The organism is Propioniciclava sp., assembly GCF_029977985.1.
In the GTDB taxonomy this organism is placed as follows: Bacteria; Actinomycetota; Actinomycetes; order Propionibacteriales; family Propionibacteriaceae; genus Propioniciclava.
Map to the genome: position 1 here is coordinate 14480 of NZ_JARKOT010000098.1, position 22264 is coordinate 36743.

21 protein-coding genes are annotated in these 22264 nt (G+C 69.9%); 12 read left to right on the top strand and 9 right to left on the bottom strand.

The window, feature by feature from the left end; translation table 11 throughout:
• Positions 1-4: 4 nt before the first annotated feature.
• Positions 5-1144, bottom strand: coding sequence for a cysteine desulfurase family protein (locus Q1K57_RS06225; protein ID WP_300080056.1), 1140 nt, complete (start codon positions 1142-1144; stop codon positions 5-7).
• A gap of 312 nt (positions 1145-1456) precedes the next feature.
• Here Q1K57_RS06225 and glgX point away from each other — a divergent pair, with 312 nt between their 5' ends.
• The 5 genes from glgX (at position 1457) to Q1K57_RS06250 (ending at position 9882) form a co-directional block, all read left to right on the top strand.
• Positions 1457-3580, top strand: a complete 2124-nt coding sequence (gene glgX / locus Q1K57_RS06230; protein WP_300080057.1) for a glycogen debranching protein GlgX — start codon at positions 1457-1459, stop codon at positions 3578-3580.
• Positions 3581-3653: 73 nt separating this feature from the next.
• Positions 3654-5792, top strand: coding sequence for an alpha-1,4-glucan--maltose-1-phosphate maltosyltransferase (locus Q1K57_RS06235; RefSeq protein WP_300080058.1), 2139 nt, complete (start codon positions 3654-3656; stop codon positions 5790-5792).
• Between the two features lie 29 nt (positions 5793-5821).
• Positions 5822-7072 (top strand): phosphotransferase, encoded by a 1251-nt coding sequence (locus tag Q1K57_RS06240; RefSeq protein WP_300080059.1) that lies wholly within the window; start codon positions 5822-5824, stop codon positions 7070-7072.
• Positions 7072-9093, top strand: a complete 2022-nt coding sequence (gene glgB / locus Q1K57_RS06245; protein WP_300080060.1) for a 1,4-alpha-glucan branching protein GlgB — start codon at positions 7072-7074, stop codon at positions 9091-9093. The genes Q1K57_RS06240 and glgB overlap by 1 nt, the downstream gene beginning before the upstream one ends.
• On the top strand, positions 9094-9882 hold the full coding sequence (locus Q1K57_RS06250) for an NUDIX domain-containing protein (protein WP_300080061.1): 789 nt from the start codon (positions 9094-9096) through the stop codon (positions 9880-9882).
• A gap of 21 nt (positions 9883-9903) precedes the next feature.
• Here Q1K57_RS06250 and Q1K57_RS06255 read toward each other — a convergent pair whose 3' ends face one another.
• Positions 9904-10788, bottom strand: coding sequence for a tetratricopeptide repeat protein (locus tag Q1K57_RS06255; RefSeq protein WP_300080063.1), 885 nt, complete (start codon positions 10786-10788; stop codon positions 9904-9906).
• A gap of 90 nt (positions 10789-10878) precedes the next feature.
• Between Q1K57_RS06255 and pgm the strand changes: the two genes are divergently transcribed.
• Positions 10879-12507, top strand: coding sequence for a phosphoglucomutase (alpha-D-glucose-1,6-bisphosphate-dependent) (gene pgm, locus Q1K57_RS06260; protein ID WP_300080064.1), 1629 nt, complete (start codon positions 10879-10881; stop codon positions 12505-12507).
• 424 nt (positions 12508-12931) lie between these two features.
• Here the strand turns inward: pgm and Q1K57_RS06265 are convergent, their stop codons facing one another.
• A complete protein-coding gene (locus Q1K57_RS06265) occupies positions 12932-13480 on the bottom strand; it encodes a PH domain-containing protein (protein ID WP_366525348.1) in 549 nt (182 codons plus the stop codon).
• A gap of 1 nt (position 13481) precedes the next feature.
• Positions 13482-13637, bottom strand: a complete 156-nt coding sequence (locus Q1K57_RS06270; protein ID WP_300080065.1) for a hypothetical protein — start codon at positions 13635-13637, stop codon at positions 13482-13484.
• Between the two features lie 127 nt (positions 13638-13764).
• Here Q1K57_RS06270 and mce point away from each other — a divergent pair, with 127 nt between their 5' ends.
• The 3 genes from mce (at position 13765) to Q1K57_RS06285 (ending at position 16743) form a co-directional block, all read left to right on the top strand.
• A complete protein-coding gene (mce, locus tag Q1K57_RS06275; protein ID WP_300080066.1) occupies positions 13765-14217 on the top strand; it encodes a methylmalonyl-CoA epimerase in 453 nt (150 codons plus the stop codon).
• Between the two features lie 118 nt (positions 14218-14335).
• A complete protein-coding gene (locus Q1K57_RS06280) occupies positions 14336-15442 on the top strand; it encodes a DivIVA domain-containing protein (RefSeq protein WP_300080067.1) in 1107 nt (368 codons plus the stop codon).
• On the top strand, positions 15439-16743 hold the full coding sequence (locus tag Q1K57_RS06285) for an AI-2E family transporter (RefSeq protein WP_300080068.1): 1305 nt from the start codon (positions 15439-15441) through the stop codon (positions 16741-16743). Before Q1K57_RS06280 ends, Q1K57_RS06285 begins: the two co-directional genes overlap by 4 nt.
• Positions 16744-16746: 3 nt before the next feature.
• Here Q1K57_RS06285 and nucS read toward each other — a convergent pair whose 3' ends face one another.
• On the bottom strand, positions 16747-17442 hold the full coding sequence (nucS, locus tag Q1K57_RS06290; RefSeq protein ID WP_300080069.1) for an endonuclease NucS: 696 nt from the start codon (positions 17440-17442) through the stop codon (positions 16747-16749).
• 30 nt (positions 17443-17472) lie between these two features.
• On the opposite strand from nucS, the gene Q1K57_RS06295 reads away from it, so the two are divergent.
• Positions 17473-17748 carry a hypothetical protein gene (locus tag Q1K57_RS06295; RefSeq protein WP_300080070.1) on the top strand — a complete coding sequence of 92 codons (276 nt, stop codon included), beginning with the start codon at positions 17473-17475 and terminating at the stop codon, positions 17746-17748.
• On the top strand, positions 17739-18533 hold the full coding sequence (locus Q1K57_RS06300; protein WP_300080071.1) for an alpha/beta fold hydrolase: 795 nt from the start codon (positions 17739-17741) through the stop codon (positions 18531-18533). The genes Q1K57_RS06295 and Q1K57_RS06300 overlap by 10 nt, the downstream gene beginning before the upstream one ends.
• Here the strand turns inward: Q1K57_RS06300 and Q1K57_RS06305 are convergent.
• Positions 18523-19209 (bottom strand): peptidylprolyl isomerase, encoded by a 687-nt coding sequence (locus Q1K57_RS06305; RefSeq protein WP_300080072.1) that lies wholly within the window; start codon positions 19207-19209, stop codon positions 18523-18525. The genes Q1K57_RS06300 and Q1K57_RS06305 overlap by 11 nt on opposite strands.
• 29 nt (positions 19210-19238) lie before the next feature.
• Here Q1K57_RS06305 and Q1K57_RS06310 point away from each other — a divergent pair, with 29 nt between their 5' ends.
• Entirely contained in the window at positions 19239-19898 is a 660-nt protein-coding gene (locus Q1K57_RS06310) for a cob(I)yrinic acid a,c-diamide adenosyltransferase (protein WP_300080073.1), read from the top strand.
• A gap of 3 nt (positions 19899-19901) precedes the next feature.
• On the opposite strand, the gene Q1K57_RS06315 is transcribed toward Q1K57_RS06310, so the two are convergent.
• Genes Q1K57_RS06315 through atpD form a run of 3 tightly spaced genes read right to left on the bottom strand, consistent with a single transcriptional unit; the run spans position 19902 to position 22256 of the window.
• On the bottom strand, positions 19902-20345 hold the full coding sequence (locus tag Q1K57_RS06315; RefSeq protein ID WP_300080074.1) for a DUF2550 domain-containing protein: 444 nt from the start codon (positions 20343-20345) through the stop codon (positions 19902-19904).
• 29 nt (positions 20346-20374) lie between these two features.
• Positions 20375-20794, bottom strand: a complete 420-nt coding sequence (locus Q1K57_RS06320) for a F0F1 ATP synthase subunit epsilon (protein WP_300080075.1) — start codon at positions 20792-20794, stop codon at positions 20375-20377.
• A gap of 1 nt (position 20795) precedes the next feature.
• Positions 20796-22256 carry a F0F1 ATP synthase subunit beta gene (gene atpD / locus Q1K57_RS06325; protein WP_300080076.1) on the bottom strand — a complete coding sequence of 487 codons (1461 nt, stop codon included), beginning with the start codon at positions 22254-22256 and terminating at the stop codon, positions 20796-20798.
• Between the last annotated feature and the right edge of the window lie 8 nt (positions 22257-22264).

Below are 22264 nucleotides of genomic sequence, written 5' to 3' on the forward strand. Positions count from 1 at the left end.
CAGCTTACGTGCCGCCCGACCCGGTCGCAGCCCGGGCTGTCGCCACGACCCCCGGCAGCGCCTGGGTCAGGGCCCGAATGTCCGCGGCCGTCGTGGTCGGCCCGAACGAGAACCGCAGGGACGCCGTCGCGTCGGCTTCCGGCCGGCCCATGGCCAGCAGCACCCGGCTGGGCTGGTGGACGCCGGCGGTGCAGGCCGAGCCGGTGGAACAGTCGATCCCGGCGGCGTCGAGGAGCAGGAGGAGGTCGTCGGCGCGGCAGCCGCGGAACGTCACGTGGCAGATCGCGGGGCTCACGTGCACGCCGCCGTTGACGGTGGTGTCGGGCAGGGCACGGACCGCTGCCGCGAGCTCGGCGCGCAGCGCGCCGAGCCGGGCCGCCTCGCTCGACCGTTCGGCCACCGCCTGCGCCGCGGCGGCCGCAAACCCCGCGGCCAGGGCGACCGGCACCGTCCCCGAGCGCAGCCGCGCTTCCTGCCCGCCGCCGAAACCGGTCGGGGCCAGCCGGACGCCGCGACGGACGATCAGCGCCCCTACGCCCACCGGACCGCCCAGTTTGTGCGCCGAGAGGCTCAGCAGGTCCAGCCCGGACGCCGCGAAGTCGAGCGGCACGTGCCCGAGGGCCTGGACGCCGTCGCTGTGCGCCACCGCGCCGACCCGGCGGACGGCGTCCACCACCGCGTCGAGGGGCTGCACGGTGCCGGTCTCGTTGTTCACGGCCATGACCGACACGAGGGCCACCCCGGGGGACAGCCCGGCGAGGGCGTCGGCGGTCACGACCCCGTCGGCGTCCACGCCGAGCCAGAGCGCCCGCTCACCGAGCGAGGCGACGGCGTCGTGCACGGCGGGATGCTCCACGGTGGACGTGGCCAACCTCGCGGGGCCGTCGGCACGCGCGGACGCCGCGACCCCCAGCACGGCGAGGTTGTCGGCCTCGGTCCCGCCGGAGGTGAAGACCACCTCGGACGGGTGGGCGACGACGGCGTCCGCCAGTTGCTCGCGGGCGTCCTCCAGTCGCGCGCGGGCCTGCCGTCCGGCTGCGTGCGTCGAGCTCGGGTTGCCGGTTAGGGCAGCCGCCTCCGCCCACGCCTCGGCCGCGGCGGGCCGCAGGGGTGAGCTCGCGGCATGGTCGAGGTAGTGACGCACCGGGTCAGCCTAGGCCGGGCGTCCGCAGGGTGGGGATGCGCCCGGATCGGTGTCGGCGCTGTCCTCGGCTCCTCGTGGCCCACGGCGTCCTGCGCGATGGGTGCCCGTTCCCCACGTTTCCCTGCGTCGTCGCCACCTCCGCCCTCACGCTCACAGCCGCCCTGGACGCAACGCTGGCGCCGGCCGTTTTCCCCGCCGCCAGAACCCGTGAGAAGGTTCCGTGTCCCCTGAGGACCCCTACGGTTTCCCCCTGTGTCCGACGTTTGGCAGGATGGGACCTCGCTGCACCCGTTGTTCCAAGGAAAGAGACTCATGTCGCGGCCCACGCTGCCCGCTCCTCTCGCGTCGTCGACCCTCGGGGCCCACGCCGGACCCGAGGGCACCCACTTCTCGTTGTGGGCGCCCCGCGCCACGCGCGTCGAGCTCGCGCTCGTCGACGACGCCCAGCGGCAGCTCAACCACGACCTCACCCGCTCCGAGGACGGTGTCTGGACGGTCTTCGTCCCTGGCGTCGGACACGGCCAGCGCTACGGCTACCGCGTGCACGGGCCGTGGAGCCCCGAGACCGGCCAGAGGTTCAACCCGGCGAAGCTGCTCGTCGACCCGTACGCGCGTGCCATCACCGGCGGCGTCGACTACTCGGGCCCGATCCTCGACCACACGGCCGAATCCGACTACCAGCCCGACCCGACCGACTCGTTCGCGGCCGTGCCGCTGAGCGTCGTCGTGGCCGACTCCCCCGCGCCCAGGCCGCTGGCGCGGCGTCCGAAGGCCGACGAACTCGTCGTCTACGAGACGCACCTGAAGGGCTACACCCAACTGCACCCGCAGGTGCCCGAGCACCTGCGCGGCACGTTCGCCGGGTTCGCCTACCCGGCGGTCATTGAGCACCTGACGTCGCTGGGCGTCAACGCGATCGAGTTCCTGCCGATCCACCACTTCGTCTCCGAGCCGTTCGCGGTCGGCCGCGGGCTCGTGAACTACTGGGGCTACAACACGCTGGGCTTCTTCGCCCCGCACGGCCCCTACTCGAGTTCGGGCACGCTCGGCCAGCAGGTGCGCGAGTTCAAGGAGATGGTGTCGGCCCTGCACGACGCCGGCATCGCCGTCATCCTCGACGTGGTCTACAACCACACGGCCGAGGGGGGTCACGAGGGCCCCACCCTGTCGTTCCGCGGCATCGACCACGCCGGCTACTACCGCCTTACCGACGACCTCCGCAACGATTACGACGTCACCGGCTGCGGCAACGCCGTCGACACCGCCGTCGAGGGCGTGCTCGACCTCGTGCACGACTCGTTGCGGTACTGGGTCAACGAGATGGGTGTCGACGGGTTCCGGTTCGACCTGTGCACCACCCTCATCCGGGACGCCCACCACCACGTCCGCCAGGACCACGCGTTCAAGGAGGTCATCGCCGAGGATCCGGAGCTCGCGGACATCCTCATGATCTCCGAGCCGTGGGATCTCGGCCCCTACGGCTACCAGGTCGGCCGGTGGGGGCGCGGCTGGAGCGAATGGAACGACCGCTTCCGCGGGTTCACCCGCGACTTCTGGCGCGGCGCCACGGGGGGCGTCGAGGAGCTCGCAACCCGGCTCGCCGGCTCTGCCGACATCTTCGACCACGACGGGCGTCCCGCAACGAGCTCGGTCAACTTCGTCACCGCCCACGACGGCTTCACGCTGCGCGACGTCGTCACCTACGACCTCAAACACAACGAGGCCAACGGCGAACGCAATCGCGACGGCGCGGACGACAACCGCTCCTGGAACCACGGTTACGAGGGCGAGACCTACGACGAGGCCATCGTCGCCGCCCGGCACCGGACGACCCGCAACATCATGGCGACCCTTCTGCTCAGCGTGGGCATCCCGATGGTGCTGGCCGGCGACGAGATTGGGCGCACCCAGGGCGGCAACAACAATGCCTACTGCCAAGACACCCCCATCTCGTGGGTGAACTGGCACACCAGCGACGAGTGGGCCGATCTGCTCGAGGTCACCCGCACCCTGCTTGCGCTGCGCGCGAAGCATCCGGTGCTGCGGACGCCGACGTTCAGGACACGCCGCGAGGTGGTCGGCACGAACGACGACGGTCTCGGGCGCACCGAGTCGGCGTGGTTCAACGAGCACGGCACGGAGATGTCGATCGGCGAATGGCACGACGGCGGACGCCGCAGCCTCGGCATGTACATCTCCGACACCCACGAGGCGTTCTACGTCTTCTTCCACGCCGGCTACGGACCCATCGAGGTCACCCTGCCGGGTGCTCCGTGGGCGAGCGGCTACCGCATCGTGGCCCACACCGGGGAGTCCGACGAGTTCACCACCCGCTCCCTCGCTCCGGGTCGCCGCCTGCCTGTCCCGCCCCGCACCGTGGTCGTCCTGCAGGCCACCGTGATCAGCCGTCGCAAGTCCGCCGAGATCGCCCGCTGACGCCGCCGGACGAGCGTGCGCGCATCCTCCGCGGAGCCTGCAGGGCAGCGGTTCGTGCAGTAGCTTTGGCACCGTGACGCAGAGCAACCAGACCGAGTTCCCCGCGCGCGCCGAGCAGTCGGCCGAGGCCGCTCAGCCCGAGTCAGCTCCGGCCGCCCCCGCACGCGCTGATCGACCCGGGACGCCGCTCCCGCCTTCCCCCCGCACCACACCGCACGTGCCGGTCCAGGTCGACCACACGCCGACCGCGACCGTGGCGCACGGCTTCGGCCGCATCCCCGTCACCGACGTCTCGCCGGTCGTCGAGGGCGGCGCCTATGCCGCGAAGGCCGTCGTCGGCGAAGCCATCCCGATCCGAGCGAAGGTGTTCCGCGAGGGGCACGACGCCGTCAACGCGTCGGTAATCCTCACCGATCCCGACGGCAACGAGACGCGCCACGACATGACGCCGATGGCGCCGCGCGGCCTCGACCCGTGGGAGGCGTGGGTGCGCCTCGATCGGGAGGGGGCCTGGACGTTCCGCGTCGAGGGCTGGTCCGACCCGTGGGGCACGTGGTTGCACAACGCCGAGGCGAAGCTGCCGGCCGGGGTCGACATCGAACTCGTCTGCCTCGAGGGGCGCGACCTCTTCGAGCGCACGGCGCAGGTCGCCCACTCCGCCGGCGATCCGATCGAGGCATCGATCCTGCGCGCCACCGCGCAGTTGCTGATCCCGCAGCGCCCGGCCGAGGACCTTCTCGACGTGGCGACGGGTTCCGGCCTCGCGAAGGCGATGCGCAAGTTCGGGCCGCGCGAGCTTGTGTCGCCGACCGCCGACTTCCCGATCTTCGTGGACCGCAAAAAGGCCCTGTTCTCGTCCTGGTACGAGTTCTTCCCGCGGTCGGAGGGTGCGACCTACGACGAGGACACCGACACCTGGACCTCCGGCACGTTCGACACCTGTCATACTCGGCTCGAAGAGATCGCAGCGATGGGCTTCGACGTCGTCTACTTCCCGCCCATCCACCCCATCGGCAACGCGTTCAAGAAAGGCAAGAACAACTCCCTCGACGCCACGGACGCCGACCCCGGCTCCCCGTGGGCCGTGGGCAGCGCCGCGGGCGGCCACGACGCGATCCACCCCGACCTCGGCGACTGGGAGAGCTTCGACCGCCTCGTCGCGAAAGCGACCGAACTCGGGCTCGAGGTCGCGCTCGACTTCGCCCTGCAGGCCTCGCCCGATCACCCGTGGGTCGAGGCGCACCCCGAATGGTTCACGACGCGGCTCGACGGCACGATCGCCTACGCCGAGAACCCGCCGAAGAAGTACCAGGACATCTACCCGATCAACTTTGACAACGATCCCGACGGCATCTACAACGAGGTGCTGCGCATCCTGAAGCTGTGGATGAGCCACGGCGTCCGGATCTTCCGCGTCGACAACCCGCACACCAAGCCGGTCGAGTTCTGGGGTTGGGTGTTCGCCCAGATCCGCAAGACCGACCCCGACGTGCTCTTCTTCGCCGAGGCGTTCACGAAGCCAGCCATGATGGCGGCGCTCGGCAAGGTCGGCTTCCACATGAGCTACACGTACTTCACGTGGCGCACGACCAAGGCCGAACTCGAGGAGTACCTGGGCGAGCTCAGCCGCGACACCGACGCGTTCTTCCGGCCCAACTTCTTCGTGAACACGCCCGACATCAACCCGTTCCACCTGCAGAGCGGCAACCAGGCGATGTTCGCGATCCGCGCGCTGCTGGCCACGACGCTCAGCCCCTCGTGGGGCGTCTACTCGGGCTTCGAGCTCTTCGAGCATGCGGCGCTGGCGCCGGGGCGCGAGGAGTACCTCGACTCGGAGAAGTACGAATACCGCCCCCGCGACTACTCCGCCGAACCCAACCTGAACATGCTCATGGGCCGCCTGAACGCGATCCGCCACGCCCATCCGGCCCTTCAGCAGTTGCGCCGCATCGATTTCCACACGGTGCCCAGCGACAGCATCATCGCCTTCTCGAAGGTCGATGGCGACGACAAGGTGCTCGTCATCTGTTCGCTCGACCCGAACAACACTGTCGAGTCCGAGGTGCACCTCGACATGAGCAAGCTCGGGCTGGCCCAGGACGCCCCGCTGCCGGTCACCGACGAACTCACCGGCGCTTCGTTCACATGGGGCGCGCGGAACTTCGTCCGGTTGACGCCGCTGCAGCCCGCGCACATCTTGTCCATCCGCTGAGTCGGCCCGCGCCCGATCGAGAGGAACCCATGACCGCATCCCTGCACGCCGCGTGGATGGCGTATCTGGAGACCGTCCGCTGGTTCGGCGGCAAGGGAGCCGGGGCATCCGTCACGGCGATCGAGCCGTTGGGCTGGTGGACGCAACCCGAGGCGCCCGTCGGCGTCCGCAGCGAGCTGGCGACCATCACCTACCCGGGCGGGGCGACCGAGCACTATCACCTGCTCGTGTCGCACCATGCCGCGGGCACGGCGTCCGGGCACGTGCTCGGCACCGCCCCCGACTCGGCCGCCGACGTGGTGGACGCGACGACCGACCCGGTCGCCCTGGCCGCCTTCGTCGCGGCGACGGCGCCCCAGTTCGCCGACGTGGACCTCGGCGTGTGGGGCGGTGAGCAGTCCAACACGATCATCACTCTCGGCGTTACCCATCTCTACAAGGTGTTCCGCAAGGTCGAACCGGGGCCGAACCTCGACACCGAGGTGCTGGTGGCGCTCGGCGGCGGCGTCGACGTGCCTGGCGTGTCGTTGCGCCTCACCGGCGACTGGCCGCACGGCACGACGACCGACTTGGGCATGATCATGGACCGCGTCCCCGACGCGACGGACGGCTGGGTCATCGCGACCGCCGCGTGCGCCGCCGGGCAGGACTTCACCGCCGACGCGCACGCCCTCGGCGTGGCCCTCGGCGCGGTGCACGCCGCACTGTCGGACGCCTTCGGCACCGAGCGCGCCTCCGGTGACGACCTCGCGGCGCTCATGGGCCGCAGGTTGGACGCCGCGGTCGCCCAGGCCGACGTCCTCGCACCGTACGCGGACGCCCTCCGCACCCGGTTCTCCTCGCTCGCCGGCCAGGAGTTGGCGGTGCAGCGGGTGCACGGGGACTTCCACCTGGGCCAGACGCTGTCCAGCCCGGCAGGCTGGACGATCATCGACTTCGAGGGCGAGCCGGCGAAGACGGCGGCGGAGCGGCGGGCGTTCGACTCGCGCTGGCGAGACGTGGCCGGCATGGTGCGGTCGTTCGACTACGCCCGCTCGGCGCACCCCGACCCGGCCGGCCCTGCGGCCACCGCGTGGGCGGACGCCGCCCGCGACGCATTCCTGGCGGGGTACTGCGGCGGCGACGTCCGCGGTGACCTGCTCAGCGCCTACGAGGCGGACAAGGCGATCTACGAGGTCCTCTACGAGATTCGCAACCGGCCCGACTGGGTGGACATCCCCCTGCGTGCCATCCGGACCATCGCGTCCGGGAACGACAACCACAACACCAAGGAGCAGTGATGGCGCACGATCAGTTCGGCGGTTTGACCGGATGGGATCTCGAAGGATTCCACAACGGGGGCGACACCGAGCTCTGGAAGCGGCTCGGTGCGCACGTCGTCACGATCCAGGACGACGAGCGCGGGCCGGTGACGGGCACGCGGTTCACCGTGTGGGCGCCGAACGCCCGCGAGGTGCGCATCAACGCGGACTTCAACTGGTGGACCGGCGACGCCATGCAGCTCATCCCCGGCTCGGGGGTGTGGGGCATCTTCGTCGAGGGCGTCGGTGAGGGAACGCTGTACAAGTACAACATCCTGGGCGCCGACGGGGTGTGGCACGAGAAGGTCGACCCCATGGCCTTTTTCGCCGAGCAGGCCCCGGCCAACAGCTCGATCGTGTACGAGTCGAAGTTCTGGTGGGGCGACGCGGAGTGGATGGAGAACCGTTCCAAGAAGAATCTCCAGCACGAGCCCATGAGCATCTACGAGGTGCACCTCGGCAGCTGGCGCAAGGGCAAGACGTACCTCGAGCTCGCCGACGAGCTCGTGGAGTACGTGACGTGGCAGGGCTACACGCACGTCGAGTTCCTGCCGGTCACCGAGCACCCGTTCGAGCCGAGCTGGGGCTACCAGGTCACCAACTACTTCGCGCCGCAGAGCCGGCTCGGCAAGCCGGACGAGTTCCGCTACCTCGTCGACCGGCTCCACCAGGCTGGCGTCGGGGTCATCCTCGACTGGGTGCCCGGCCACTTCCCGAAGGACGAGTGGGCGCTCGGCCGCTTCGACGGCACCGCCCTCTACGAGCACGCCGACCCGCGCCAGGGCGAGCACCGCGACTGGGGCACTTACATCTTCAACTACGGCCGCAACGAGGTGAAGAGCTTCCTCGTCTCCAACGCGCTCTACTGGGTGACCGATTTCCACATCGACGCCCTGCGCGTCGATGCCGTGGCGTCCATGCTCTACCTCGACTACAGCCGCGAACCCGGCGAGTGGGTGCCGAACGAGTTCGGCGGCAACCACAACCTCGAGGCCATCGACTTCCTCCGCTACGTGAACCGGCACCTGTACGAGCGCGTGCCGGGCGTCCAGCTGATCGCCGAGGAGTCCACGAGCTTCGGCGGCGTCACCGAGCCGACCAACCTGGGCGGCCTGGGCTTCGGCTTCAAGTGGAACATGGGCTGGATGAACGACTCGCTCCGCTACCTCGAGCTCGAGCCGATCTACCGCCAGTGGCACCACAACGAGATGACGTTCGCCATGGTGTACGCCTACAGCGAGAACTTCATCCTGCCCATCAGCCACGACGAGGTCGTCCACGGCAAGGGCTCCATGATCAACAAGATCCCGCAGGACGCCTGGCGCCAGTTCGCCACGCTGCGCGCGTTCTACTCCTACATGTGGGCCTTCCCCGGCAAGCAGTTGCTCTTCATGGGCCAGGAGTTCGGCCAGCGCAGCGAGTTCAACGAGGCCGTGAGCCTCGAGTGGTGGGTCTCGGATCTGTGGGGTCACAAGGGTCTGCAGCGCCTGATCAAGGACCTCAACGAGGTCTACAAGGCGCACCCGGCCCTGTGGAAGCTGGACGCCGACCCCGCCGGTTTCCAGTGGATCAACGCCGACGACGCCGGCCGCAACTGCTACAGCTGGATCCGGCGCGACGGTGAGGGCCAGCAGATCGCGATCGTCGTGAACTTCAGCTCCGAACCCTGGTACGACTACGAGATCGGCCTGCCCGAGCTAGGCCGCTGGACCGAGATCCACAACTCCGACGCCGCCTTCTACGACGGCTCCGGGCTCGGCAACATGGGCGGCGTCGTCGCAACCGAGGGCAACTGGGAGCACTTCCCGGCCGTCGCTCGTGTGCAGGTGCCGCCGCTCGGCGCGGTCTTCCTGCGCTACGACGGACCCGCCGAGGACGCGCCGGTGGCCGAGGAGGCCGAGGGTGCGGCGTCCGAGGGCGAGTTGTCGGCTGTCGACGCGCTGGAGGAGTCCACGGTGCAGACGCCGGGGACGAACGCCGACGTGGAGGCGTCCGAGTAGGTGCAGCCGCCCGAGTTGGTCGTGTGGCTCCTGCGTGACGGATCCGAGGGGATCCTCACGTGGGAGCCCACCGACGACGCGGCTGGGCTGGAGCGGGCGATCGCGAAGGCGTGCCTGGAGGGGTTCGGCGTCGCGCGCCTCCACCGGCTCATCGCGCGGATCCCACCGGGTGACCGGACGGCGCGCCGCGCGCTGCACCGGCAGGGGTTCCGCTTCGAGGGCGTCCTGCGCGGGTCAGTGCCGGGGGCCGACGACACGTTCGGCGACCAGCGGCTCTACAGCCGGCTCGCCACCGATGTCGCCGACGGCCGAGAGGGGTTCACCGCGGTCATGAACACCGTGACCCCCCGCAAGCGGCTCATCGCGCATGCGCTGGTCACGGACGCCGCCGGCCGCGTCCTGCTCTGCGAGACGACGTTCAAACCCGACTGGGAGTTGCCCGGTGGCATCGTCGAGCCGGGTGAATCGCCCGCGGCGGGCTGCGCGCGGGAGATGACCGAGGAGATGGGCTGGGGGCCTCCGCTGGGCGGGCCGCTCGTCGTGGACTGGCTCCGCCCCTACCTCGGGTGGGAGGACGCCGTCGAGTTGGTCTTCTCCTCGGCGGTCGTGGCGGACGCCGACCGTGGCCGGCTGGTCCCCGACGGCTTCGAGGTCCGGGCGTTGCACTGGGTGGCCCCGGACGACCTGGACGCTGTGATGACCCCGTTCGGCGCGGCGCGGGTGCGCTCGGCCCTGGGCGCGCTGGCGTCCGGCCGGACGGTCTATACCGAGGGCGGCGAACCGGCCTAGCCGGGCCCGGGCTGGGTCGGCCTAGAAGAGGGCCGTCGTGAGGTCGCGGCGCGCCTTGAGGACCGCCGGGTCGTCTCCACCGACGGTCTCGAAGAGCTCGAGCAGCCGGACACGGACGGTATCGCGTTCCTTACCTGAGGTGAGGCGCACCAGGTTGATGAGCCGGTCGAACGCGCGGGCGACCGCGCCGCCCGCCAATTCCAGATCCGCCGCGGCGAGCGCGGCCTCCACATCCGTCGGGTCTGCGGTGGCCCGCTTGACCATGGCATCGGTGTCGATCTCCGAGATCCGCACGAGCAGCCGCGCCTGCGCCCGGCCCGCGGACGCCTCGGCGTCCGCGGGGTTCGCCGCGAGCAGCTTGTCGAACTCCGCCACGGCCTGAGCGAAGTCGCCGGCTGCCAGGGCGGCGTCCGCTGCCTGGAACCGCGGATCGGGACCGGTGGGCTCCTCGCCTGCCGGCGGCGCAACCGGCTGGGCGCGCCCGGACAGCCCGTTCGCTGCGGCCACCTGCAGCAGTTGGTCGATCGCGGCCTTCACCTGGGGCTTGTCGGCCGTGCCCTGAAAGAGCGGGACGAGCTGGCCGGCGAGCGCCCCCACCACCATGGGCACCGCCTGGATGCCGAGCGCCTGCGCGATGCCGGGGGCGGCGTCCACGTCGACCCGGACGAGCAGGAAGCGACCGGCCGCTTCGGCGGCGAGGGCGTCCAGATCGGCGCTCAGGGCGCCGGCATTGGCCCGCGGCGACGTGAACTCGAACACCAGGGGGTACTGCGCCGACTGGGCGAGCAGCGACTCGAAGGTGCGGTCGTCGGCGGTGGTCACGTAGCTGGCGCCCGCGGGGGCCGGCGGGGCCGGCTTGAGGGCGGACAGATCCATGGCGCCACCGGCGAAGGGGAGAGAACTCATGGCGACCATCGTGCCACCCGCGCCCGCGCGACCCCGAATCGTTCCGCCAAGTCCGCACGGCCCCCCGGCGACCACGGCATGATGGGATCCATGGTGCATGAACGCGCAGGACAAATCGCCCAGCCGTCCGATCTCGTCGATGTCGACGCGATGCTCGCGGCCTACTACGACCTGGTGCCCGACCCGGCGAACCCCGACCAGCAAGTGGTCTTCGGCACGTCCGGTCACCGTGGCTCCAGCCTGAAGACAGCCTTCAACGAGGCCCACATCGCAGCCACCACGCAGGCGATCGTGGAGTACCGGGCCTCCCAGGGCGTCGACGGTCCCCTCTTCATCGGCAAGGACACCCACGGCTTGTCGCTGCCCGCGTGGAAGACGGCGCTCGAGGTGCTGCACGCGCACGGCGTCGACGTCCGGGCCGAACGCGACGACGAGTACACGCCGACCCCCGCGGTGTCGCGGGCGATCATCGTGTACAACCGCGACCATTCCGGCCCCCGGGCCGACGGCATCGTCGTCACCCCGTCGCACAACCCGCCCACCGACGGCGGCTTCAAGTACAACCCGCCGCACGGCGGCCCCGCGGACTCCGACGCCACGAAGGTCATCGCGGCCCGCGCCAACGAGTTGCTGGCCGACTACCGCTCGATCAAGCGGACGCCTTATGAGCAGATCATCGGCGACATCGTCCGCCACGACTACCGCACGCCGTACTGCGAGGATCTGGTCAACATCATCGACCTGGACGCCATTCGTGGCGCCGGGCTCAACATCGGAGCCGACCCGCTCGGTGGGGCGTCCGTGCAGTACTGGGAGTACATCGCCGAGAAGCTCGGCCTGGGGTTGTCGGTGATCAACCCGGCGGTCGACCCGCAGTGGCCCTTCATGACGCTCGACTGGGACGGCAAGATCCGCATGGACTGCTCGAGCCCGTATGCCATGGCGTCGCTCATCAACAACCGCGACGCCTACGACCTGTCGACGGGCAACGACGCCGACTCCGACCGCCACGGCATCGTGACGCCGGACGCCGGCCTGATGAACCCGAACCACTACCTGGCGGTGGCCATCCAGTACCTGTTCAGCCACCGCGACGGCTGGGGGCCCGATACGGGCATCGGCAAGACGCTCGTGTCGAGCTCGATGATCAACAACGTGGCCGCGAAGCTCGGCAAGCGTCTCGTCGAGGTGCCGGTGGGCTTCAAGTGGTTCGTGCCCGGCCTGTCCGACGGCACGATCGGCTTCGGCGGCGAGGAGTCGGCGGGGGCGTCCTTCCTGACGCTCAAGGGCGAGACGTGGACGACCGACAAGGACGGCATCCTGCTCGACCTGCTGGCGTCCGAGATCCTGGCCGTGACGGGCAAGACGCCGAGCGAGCACTACCGCGAGCTCGAGGCCGAGTTCGGCTCGACCGCCTATGCGCGCGTGGACGCGCCGGCGAACCGGGAGCAGAAGGCCAAGCTGGGCAAGCTGTCCCCCTCCGACGTGACGGCGACCGAGCTGGCCGGCGAGGAGATCGTCCAGAAGCTCACCGAGGCGCCCGGCAACGGCGCGGCCATCGGTGGGTTGAAGGTCGTCACGAAGAGCGCCTGGTTCGCCGCGCGCCCCTCGGGCACCGAGGACGTGTACAAGATCTACGCCGAGTCCTTCAAGGGCGCCGAGCACCTGAAGCAGGTCCAGGCGGAGGCGAAGGAGGTCGTGGACGCCGTCCTCCAGTGACCCCTCCCCACCACTGAGGGCGTCTTGGCGCCCCGGAGGCTCACGTTTTTGACATAGGGTTTGTGGGCACGTGCCCACAAACCCTATGTCAAAATCCGTATGTCACAAACGTGCACCTGCGTCCTTGCCGCGGCCCCCCACGGAACCTCCACCGCGTATCTGACTGTCGGCACCCGCCCACCCGGACTCCACCAGCGCGAGAGTGGCGCCGCGCTCAGCCGGACGCCGCCGCCGCGAGTCCGGCGTCAGGTGCGGGCGATAGTCCCTGCCGTGCCCTCACGGACGCGCCGGCACGGAGTCGTGCGGGGGCGCGGGGGCGTCCGAGCCGAGCGTGCACGTTTGTGACATAGCGTTTTCGACATAGCGTTTTCGCGCACGTGGCGAAAAAGCCTATGTCAAAAAGGTGACGCCCCCGCGCACGCCCTCACGCACCGTCCAACGCATCGGGGTCGGGCTCGCGCTCCATCCTGGCCCGCAGCCCGGCGCGCTGGATGACGCGCTGGATGGTGAGGTCGCGCCGCTCGATGTGGGGCACGAAATCGATCTGCTTGAGGCCCTGATCCTGCGCAGCCGACTCGAACACGAAGTGCCCGTACCCCAGCAGTTGACCGAGGAACGTCTGCCGCACGGAGATGTCCAGGATCCGCGCGATCGGCATCGTCGCCATGTGCTGGTCGACGACGCCGCGCACACGGAACACTCGCATGTTGGTGATGACGAACCGATCCATGAACTCCAAGTGGATGCGGTAGAACCCCCACGCCCCCAACGCCAACCCACAAAACAGACCCACCCACCATCCCGAGCCGAGCAGCGGCATGAGGAGGAAGCAGGCCATGCCGCCGAACACGGCCAGCGACGGCAGGACGCGCGTCACCCAGTGCCGATAGACCTCGTCGACGATGAACTCGCCTTCGTCGACGAGCATGCGGCGCGCGACCTCGGGGGCGAAGAACCGCGACAGCGCGGACACGTCAGCTCACGAGCGAGGTGAAGAACCGGCCGATCGAGTCGAAGATGCCGAAGATCGCCTTGACGAACTCCGCCGCTGCCTCCGGGCGCGTGTACAGGTAGAAGATCAGGAACATGACGATCAGCGCACTGACGATCGTCTTGGTGATCTTGCTCATGTTGCCTCCAGGGGGAAGTCTGGGTGAGTCGTGAACACAAGAATGGACACTCCCAGTTTGCCCCATCGCCCCTCGCCGCCACGCCGGACGCGCCGCGCGGCCGCGCGAGAAGTGGCAGGCTGGAGCCATGGACAACACCGATCTTTTCGTCTGCATCGACCATGTGGGATATGCCGTGCCGAACCTCGACGAGGCCATCAAGCAGCACACCGAAGTGTTCGGCTGGCGCGTGCTGCACCGCGAGACCAACGAGGAGCAGGGCGTCGAAGAGGCCATGCTCGGCACCGGCACGCAGGGCGCCGAGAACGCGCAGATCCAGTTGCTGGCCCCGCTGAACGAGTCCTCCACGATCGCGAAGTGGCTCGAGCGCAATGGTGGACGCGGCGGCGTCCAGCAGGTGGCCTACCGGGTCAAGGACATCGACGCCGTCTCGGCGGCCCTCCGCGAGCGCGGCGTCACCCTCCTCTACGACGAGCCGAAGATCGGCACCGGCGGCTCGCGCATCCAGTTCGCCCATCCGAAGAGCACCGGGGGGATCCTGCTCGAGATCGTCGAGCCGCCGGCCGGGGCCGCGCACTGAGCATTGCCTCGACGCGCCCCGCGGACCATGCCGGTCCCTGGGGCGCGTCGCCCGTCCCGGCCGCATGCGCGCAGGTAGCATCGGGGCGTAACCGCGGCCAGGTGGGAAGGACCGGAGCATGACCCAGGAGCAGCAGGACCAGAGCGGGCTCGACCTGTTCGACGAGACCGCCAGCGCGGTGCGCGGCTTCCCTAACGCGATGCTCGGCTACGACAAGAAGGCCGTCGACGACTACATCCGCGACATCGAGCGCCAGCTGTCCTTGGCCAAGCACCAGTTGCGCGAGGTCCAGCGCGAGTTGACGGCCGCCAACCTCCGGGTCGACGACACCGACTTCAGCCGCTTGGGCACCCACACCGCGTCGCTCCTCAAGGCGGCCGAGGCGCAGGCGGGCGATTTGGTCCAGCGCGCCGAGCTCCGCGCCCACAAACTGGTCTCGGACGCGCAGGCCGAGGCCGACCGCGTCCGCCGTGAAGCCGCCGACACCGCCGAGGCTGCTCGCCGCGAGGGCATCGACTCGCTCAAGGGCCTGCGCGCCGATCTCGAGCGGCAGACGGCCGTCGAGTTGGACGCCGCGCGCACCGAGGCCGGCGGCCTGCGTGCGGCCGCCGACTCGCATCGGACCAACCTGGTCGCGGACGCCGAACGTCAGGTGAAGGCGCTGCTCGCCGCCGCGAAGGCTGAGGCGGACGCCGTCCGCCAGGCGGCCGAGCGGGAGGCCGCGGACGCTCGCGCCGCGCTGGCCGCCGAGCGGCAGGACACCCTCACGCAGTTGGCCGCCGAGCACAAGACGCAGACGGACGCCCTCACGGCTGCCGTCGAGGAATCCCGCACCAAGTCGATCAACCTCCTCCAAGCGCTCGAGGCCGCTGCGGGAGAGCTGCGCAACCGCCAGCAGGCCGCCTACACGGAGGCGGAGGGTATCAAGGCGGACGCCCTCACCGAGGCCGGCTCGATCCTCGCGCAGGCGCGCAAGGATGCCGAGAACAAGCTGGCGGAGACCGACACCGAGCTGGTGGAGCGCAACGAGCGCCTCAAGCGCGAACTCCGGACGCTGCGACAGCGCAAGCAAGCCCTCCTCACGCAGATGGCCCAGCTGTCGAGCCTCGCCACGGAGACCGCGAGCGAGTTCCCCGAGGATGAGCACACGGGCCCGATCCTCGCTGCCATGGCGGAGATCACCGCCCCCACGGCCGACGACGAGAGCGACGAGACGGAGCAGTGACTCAGGACGCCTCGGGCGACCTCCCCGAAGCGTGGGGAGCAGCGACGGACAGCGGTGCGGACGCCGCCGGCTCCGTTCCTGCGCCGGAGGCTGCCCCCCCGGCCGCGGAGGCGCCACCCGCCCTGCCAAGCGCCCCGTCAACCGCACCGGCGGCGTCCATCGGCGAGCCGAGGCGCTGGTGGCATCGGTTCCGGCGCGTCGCCTCCTACGCGTCGGCCGAGGAACGCTACGACGGCGCCCCTGTCCTGCTCTCGGACGGAGACCCGAACAGTCTGCTCAACAAATCGCCGTTCAGCATCGGTTTCTTCGCGACGCTGGGTGGCCTGGTGGCCGTGGCGCTCGTGGCGATGATCGGGGCCCTGCAGGGCATTGTCATCCTCGTCATCTTGGCACTGTTCCTCGCCCTGGGCCTGAACCCGGCGGTGGACTTCCTGCATCGCCGCGGCATCCCACGCCATTTCGCGGTGGGGCTGGTCGCGGTGTTGTTCCTGGCGTTCCTGGCGCTGGGCATCTGGGCGGTCGTGCCGGTGATCAGCCAGCAGGTGAACTTGCTCGTGCGTAACCTGCCCAACTATCTCAACGAGCTGCGCGCCTCGGGTCCGCTGGCCGAGATCGAGGCCCGCTACGGCGTCATCGGTCGCCTGAACCAGATCATCACCAGCGGGTCCTGGGTGGAAGGCCTGTTCGGTGGCCTCTTGGGCGCCGGCATGGCCATCGCCAACGTGGTGTTCAGCCTGGTGATCACGCTCGTCCTGACCCTCTACTTCCTCGCGTCCCTGCCGTCGATCAAGGCCGCCATCTACGATCTGGCCCCTGCCTCCCAGCGGCCGCGCGTGCGCTACCTCGCGAACGAGATCTTCCGGCGTATCGGCGGCTACGTGGTCGGCCTGTTCATCGTGGTGGCCTGCGCGGGCACGACGGCGTTCATCTTCTTGAACATCGTCGGTCTCGGGCAGCTCTCGCTCGCGCTGGCGTTCGTCGTGGTGGTCTTCGCGTTCATCCCGATCGTCGGGCCGACCACGTCGATGCTCATCGTGTCGCTGATCGCCTATTCGATCTCGCCGCCCACCGGCGTGGCGACCCTCGTGTTCTTCCTCATCTACCAGCAGGTCGACGTCTACGTGCTGCAGCCGCGCATCTTCCAGCGCTCGGTCAACGTGCCCGGAGCACTCGTCGTGCTGGCCGCCCTCAGCGGGGGCCTGCTCTTCGGCATCGCCGGCGCCCTCATCGCGATCCCGACGGCGGCGTCGCTGCTGTTGCTCTACCGCGAGGTGCTCATCCCTGAGCTCGACCGGCGCTGAGGCTCAGAACAACCGGTCCTCGGCGTGGTCGATGCCGCGCAGGAGGTCGTAGTCGACCGTGACGCAGGTGATGCCGCGGGCGGCGGCCACCACCTTCGCCTGGGGCTTGATCTGCTGGGCCGCGAACACGCCCTGGACGGGTCGCAGGTGCGGGTCGGCGTTCAACAGCTCGAGGTAGCGGCTCAGCTGTTCGACACCGTCGATCTCCCCGCGCCGCTTAACCTCCACCGCGATGTGCGCGCCGGCGGCGTCCCGGAAGAGCAGATCCACGGGGCCCACGGCGGTCGGGTACTCGCGACGCACCAGCGTCCAGCCGTCGCCGAAGGTGTCCGGGTTGTCGGCCAGCAGCACCTGGAGATGCGCCTCGACGCCGTCCTTGACGAGGCCGGGGTCGACGCCGAGCTCGTGGCTGGAGTCGTGCAGCACCTCGGCGATCGAGATGATGAGCCGGTCGTCGGCGGTGTTCGCCACCTCCCACACCTCGGCGAGCCCCGCCTCGGCCTCGACGGAGGCGTCCGGTGGCCGGACGGTGAGCGTGCAGGGCGGGTTCATCCAGTTCAGCGGTTTGTAGGCCCGGTCGTCGGCGTGGATCGCGACCGACCCGTCTGCCTTCGCCAGAATCAGCCGCTTCGCCATCGGCAGGTGGGCCGAGAGACGGCCGGCGTAGTCGACCTGGCAGCGGGCTATCAGCAGACGCACCCGGGAAGCTTACCGGCCTATGCTGTCGGCATGGCTCGACGTGTCAGCAAGCATCTGCGCCCCGCGCGGCCGCTGCTGGCCTCAGGCTTCGCGCGCACCGAACAACGTCGCGACGGGGCGTGGCTCGTGCAGCCGATGGGCACCGGCCGCTCCGCGAAGGCGTACCTGTGCCCCGCCTGCAACCAGACCATCGCCCCCGGTGCGGCGCACGTGGTGGCGTGGCGGGCCGAGCCGAGCATCGGTTCGTCGCGGGCTGTCGACGCGCGCCGCCACTTCCACACCCCCTGCTGGGCCAGGTGGCAGTGACCGCCCTGTTCGCTCTCCCCCAAGGCTCCGGGACGCCCCGCGTCGCCTTCCTGCACGGACTGCTCGGGCAGGGCAAGAACTGGGCGACCATCGCAAAGGGCCTGGGCGACCGAGTGCCGTCGGTCCTGCTCGACCTCCCCAACCACGGCCGTAGCCCCTGGGTGGGCGACGTCTCCTACCCCCACTACGCCGACCTGGTCGCCGCCGACCTGCGCGCCCGCCTCGCCGGCCAGCGCGTCACCCTCGTGGGCCACTCGATGGGCGGCAAGGTCGCGATGGCACTGGCCCTTCGCCACGCGGACCTCCTCGACGGCCTCGTCGTCGTCGACATCCCGCCCGACCGCTCGGCCGGCGGCTACGGCTTCGCCACCTACCTCGACGCCCTGGCTGCCATGCCGCTCGATCGGCTCACCTCCCGGGGGGACGCCGACCGGCGCCTCGCCCCCACGGTCGCCGACCCGGGTGTGCGGGCCTTCCTCTTGCAGAACCTGCACCGCGAGGGCCACGGCTGGCGTTGGCTGCCCAACCTGGCGGTCCTGCGCCGGAACATCGACGCGGTCAGCGGCTGGCCCGAGGTGATCGGACGCCCATGGCCCGGCCCGGTCCTGTGGGTGCGCGGCGCCGAGTCGCCCTACGTGCGCGACGAACACCGGCCCGCCATGCGGTCCCTCTTCCCGGCGGTCCGCTTGGTCACGATCAAGAACGCGTCCCACTGGGTGCACGCCGACGCCCCTGAGGCCGTCACGGCAACCCTGGCCGCGTTCCTGACCGCCGTCAGCCGCTGACCACCGACCCGATCGTCGTGTCCGCGTACGGCACGCCCGTCCCGTCGGGGTTGGAGGTGTCGTGGCCCTGGTAGGCGATGTCGGCGATCACCTGGTTGGACGCCTCGTCGAGGTGGCCGAACACGGTGTAGGCGGGCGGCAGATCGGTATCGGCGTAGACGAAGAAGAACTGCGACCCGTTCGTGTCGGGGCCGGCATTCGCCATCGCGAGCGTGCCGGCCGGATAGCCGGTCGTCTGCTCCAGTTCGTCGTCGAACGTGTAGCCCGGCCCGCCGCGGCCGGTACCCGTTGGATCCCCACACTGGAGGATGAACAGGCCGGTCGTGGCCAGCCGGTGGCAGGAAGTGCCGTCGAAGTAGCGTTGCGCGGCAAGGCTCTCGAACGAGGCGACCGTGCAGGGTGCCGCAGCACGGTCGAGGGTGAGGTGGACCGGCTGGCCGCCGATCGTGATCGTCATGTCGGCGGTGCCGGACGCGGGCACGTTGATGCCGTTGGGCAGGTCCACCGCTTTCGCGGGCTCCCCGCCGGGCCGGAAGTCGCAGGTCACCATGCCCGCCGCCGCCCCGGCGCTGGCCGCGCCGGTGCTTGCCGGCGTGGCCCCGCCGGTCGGGGACACGGCGCAGCCGACTGTCGCCAGCAGGCCGAGGGACACGAGGGCCATCCAGGTGCGCTTCACCGGACCAACCTCTCACATAGGCTGGCCCCATGGTGAACCTGACGCGCATCTACACCCGAACCGGAGACGCGGGGTCCACCCGCCTTTCCGACATGTCCGAGACCCGCAAGACCGACGTGCGCGTCGAGGCGTACGGCCAGGTCGACGAGGCGAACAGCGTCCTCGGTATCGCGCTCGCGGTCGGGCTTCCGGACGCCGTTGCCGAGGTCCTCACCGAGGTTCAGAACGAGCTGTTCGACGTGGGCGCCGACCTGGCCACCCCGGTCGTTCCGGAACCCGCCTGGGCGCCCCTGCGGATCACCCAGCAGAGCATCGACCGGCTGGAGGCGTGGTGCGACGCCTTCGGCGACCCCCTGCCCAACCTGGTGTCGTTCATCCTGCCCGGCGGCAGCCTCGGCGCCGCCCACCTCCATCTCGCGCGCACCGTCGTCCGCCGCGCCGAGCGAGCCGGCTGGGCCGCGGCCGAGGCGTACGGACTGGGCGAACAGGAACCGGACGCCGCGGGCGGCGTCAACCCGCTCGCGTTGACCTACCTGAACCGGCTGTCCGACCTGCTGTTCATCCTGACCCGCGCCGTCAACGGCGCCGCGGGCGATGTGCTGTGGGTGCCGGGCAAGGACCGCGCCCCGGCCGACGCCCGCGCCGAACGGCAGCGGTCGCGCATCGAGGAGGCGCAGCGCGAGGGGTAGCGGCTACGCGCGGTACGGGTCGCCGGGGGCACCCGCCTCGGTCCAGCTGTGGAAGGCGGTCAGGTGGTCGCGGTCCATGGCGAGCGCCGTGCCCGCGTGCGGCGGGCCCAGTTCGGCGACGATCTGGCCGCCCAACAGGTCGCGGGCTTCCGGGGGCTCGGGGTCGCGCACGACGGCGACGACCAGCCGGGAGCGCTCCAGCACCACGCGTGGCCGGAAGGAGAGGCTGAACGTGCGGAACCATTCGAACCGATCGCCCGCGTAGCGGGCCGTGCCGAGCATCCAGCCCGAGCCGCGGCCCGGGATGGTCAAACGCGCAGAGCAGTCGAAGACCCGGCCACCGAACGACAGCCACAGGCGGCGCACGAGGAGCCCCAGCACCGGGAGCAGCACGGCGAGCGCCACCAGGGCGAGCAGAAGCTCACCGAGTAGCACCACGTCCGGCATGGTCCTCCCTGGCCCTCAGGGACACCGCATCAGTGTCGATCCGCCGCCTTGCGGGCCGCCCGCACCGCCGCGGTCGCACGATCGAAGTGATGGCGGGTGGTCTCGTCGTTCCGACCCTCCTCCAGCGCCTTCGTCGCATCGGCCAACTCACGCTCGGCGTCCGACAAGGTGATCTCCTGCGCCATCTTGGCGTATCCGCTGAGCAACGCGACCCTGTTCTCGAAAACGGACAGGAAGCCGCCGTCGATCGCCACGATCTCGCGCGTCCCGTCCATGGTCATCACCTCGGCCGCCGAAGGCACCAGCACGGCCAGCATGGGCTCGTGATTCGCCATGATGCCGATGTCGCCCTCGGTCGTCCGTGCGATGACGGACAGCACGTCACCCTCCCAGATGAGGCCGTCCGCGCTCACCACCTCGACGCGGAGCGGCTCGTCGGGCAACGCCATCTCAGTCTTCCTTCTTCAGGCGATCCCAGTTCTCCATGACCATGTCCATGCCGCCGACGTTGAAGAACGCCTGCTCGGGAATGTGGTCGACCTCGCCGTCGCAGATCTGCTTGAACGACGCGATGGTGTCCGCCAGCGGGACGGTCGAGCCCTCGATCTGGGTGAACTTGGTGGCCATGTAGGTGTTCTGGCTGAGGAACTGCTGGATACGCCGGGCACGGCCGACGACGATCTTGTCCTCCTCGGACAGCTCGTCGACGCCGAGGATGGCGATGATGTCCTGCAACTCCTTGTACCGCTGAAGGATCTGCTTGACCCGGGTCGCCGTGTCGTAATGATCCTGACCCACGAACTGCGGATCGAGGATGCGCGACGTGGACGTGAGGGGATCCACCGCCGGGTAGAGACCGCGGCTGGCGATGTCTCGGCTCAGCTCGGTGGTGGCGTCCAAGTGGGCGAACGTCGTGGCCGGCGCCGGATCCGTGTAGTCGTCGGCGGGCACGTAGATGGCCTGCATCGAGGTGATGGAGTGCCCGCGGGTCGAGGTGATGCGCTCCTGCAGCTGGCCCATCTCGTCGGCCAGGTTCGGCTGATAGCCCACCGCGGACGGCATGCGACCGAGCAGCGTCGACACCTCGGAACCCGCCTGGGTGAACCGGAAGATGTTGTCGATGAAGAGCAGCACGTCCTGGTTCTCGACGTCGCGGAAATACTCGGCCATCGTGAGGGCCGACAGGGCCACGCGCAGACGCGTGCCCGGCGGCTCGTCCATCTGGCCGAACACGAGCGCCGTGTCCTTCATGACGCCCGCCTCGATCATCTCGTGGATGAGGTCGTTGCCCTCACGGGTGCGCTCCCCCACACCGGCGAACACGGAGGTGCCGCCGAAGTTGTGGGCGATACGGAAGATCATCTCCTGGATGAGCACCGTCTTGCCGACGCCGGCGCCGCCGAACAAGCCGATCTTGCCGCCCTTCACGTACGGGGTCAGCAGGTCCAGCACCTTGATACCGGTCTCCAGCATCTCGGTCTTCGGCTCGAGATCGTCGAACTTGGGGGCCGGGCGGTGGATCGGCCAACGCTCGTCGATCTGGACCCCCGATGCCCCCAGGTCTTCGTTGAGGCAGTCGCCGGTGACGTTCCAGACGCGGCCCTTCGTGACCACACCCACGGGCACGGAGATGGGCGCGCCGGTGTCGATCACCTCGGTGCCTCGACGCATGCCGTCGGTGGGCTTGAGCGAAATGGCCCGGACGATGTTGTCGCCCACGTGGAGGGCGACCTCGGCCGTGATCTCGCGGTCGAGCTCGCCGGCGTCGGTGATCTTGATCTTGAGGGCGTTGAGGATGTCGGGCATCTGGTCCGCGGGGAACTCGACGTCCACCACCGGGCCGATGACGCGGGCCACGCGGCCGACGCCGGCCACGCCCGCTTCGACCGGGTTCTGCTCAGTCACAGTCATGTCTTCTC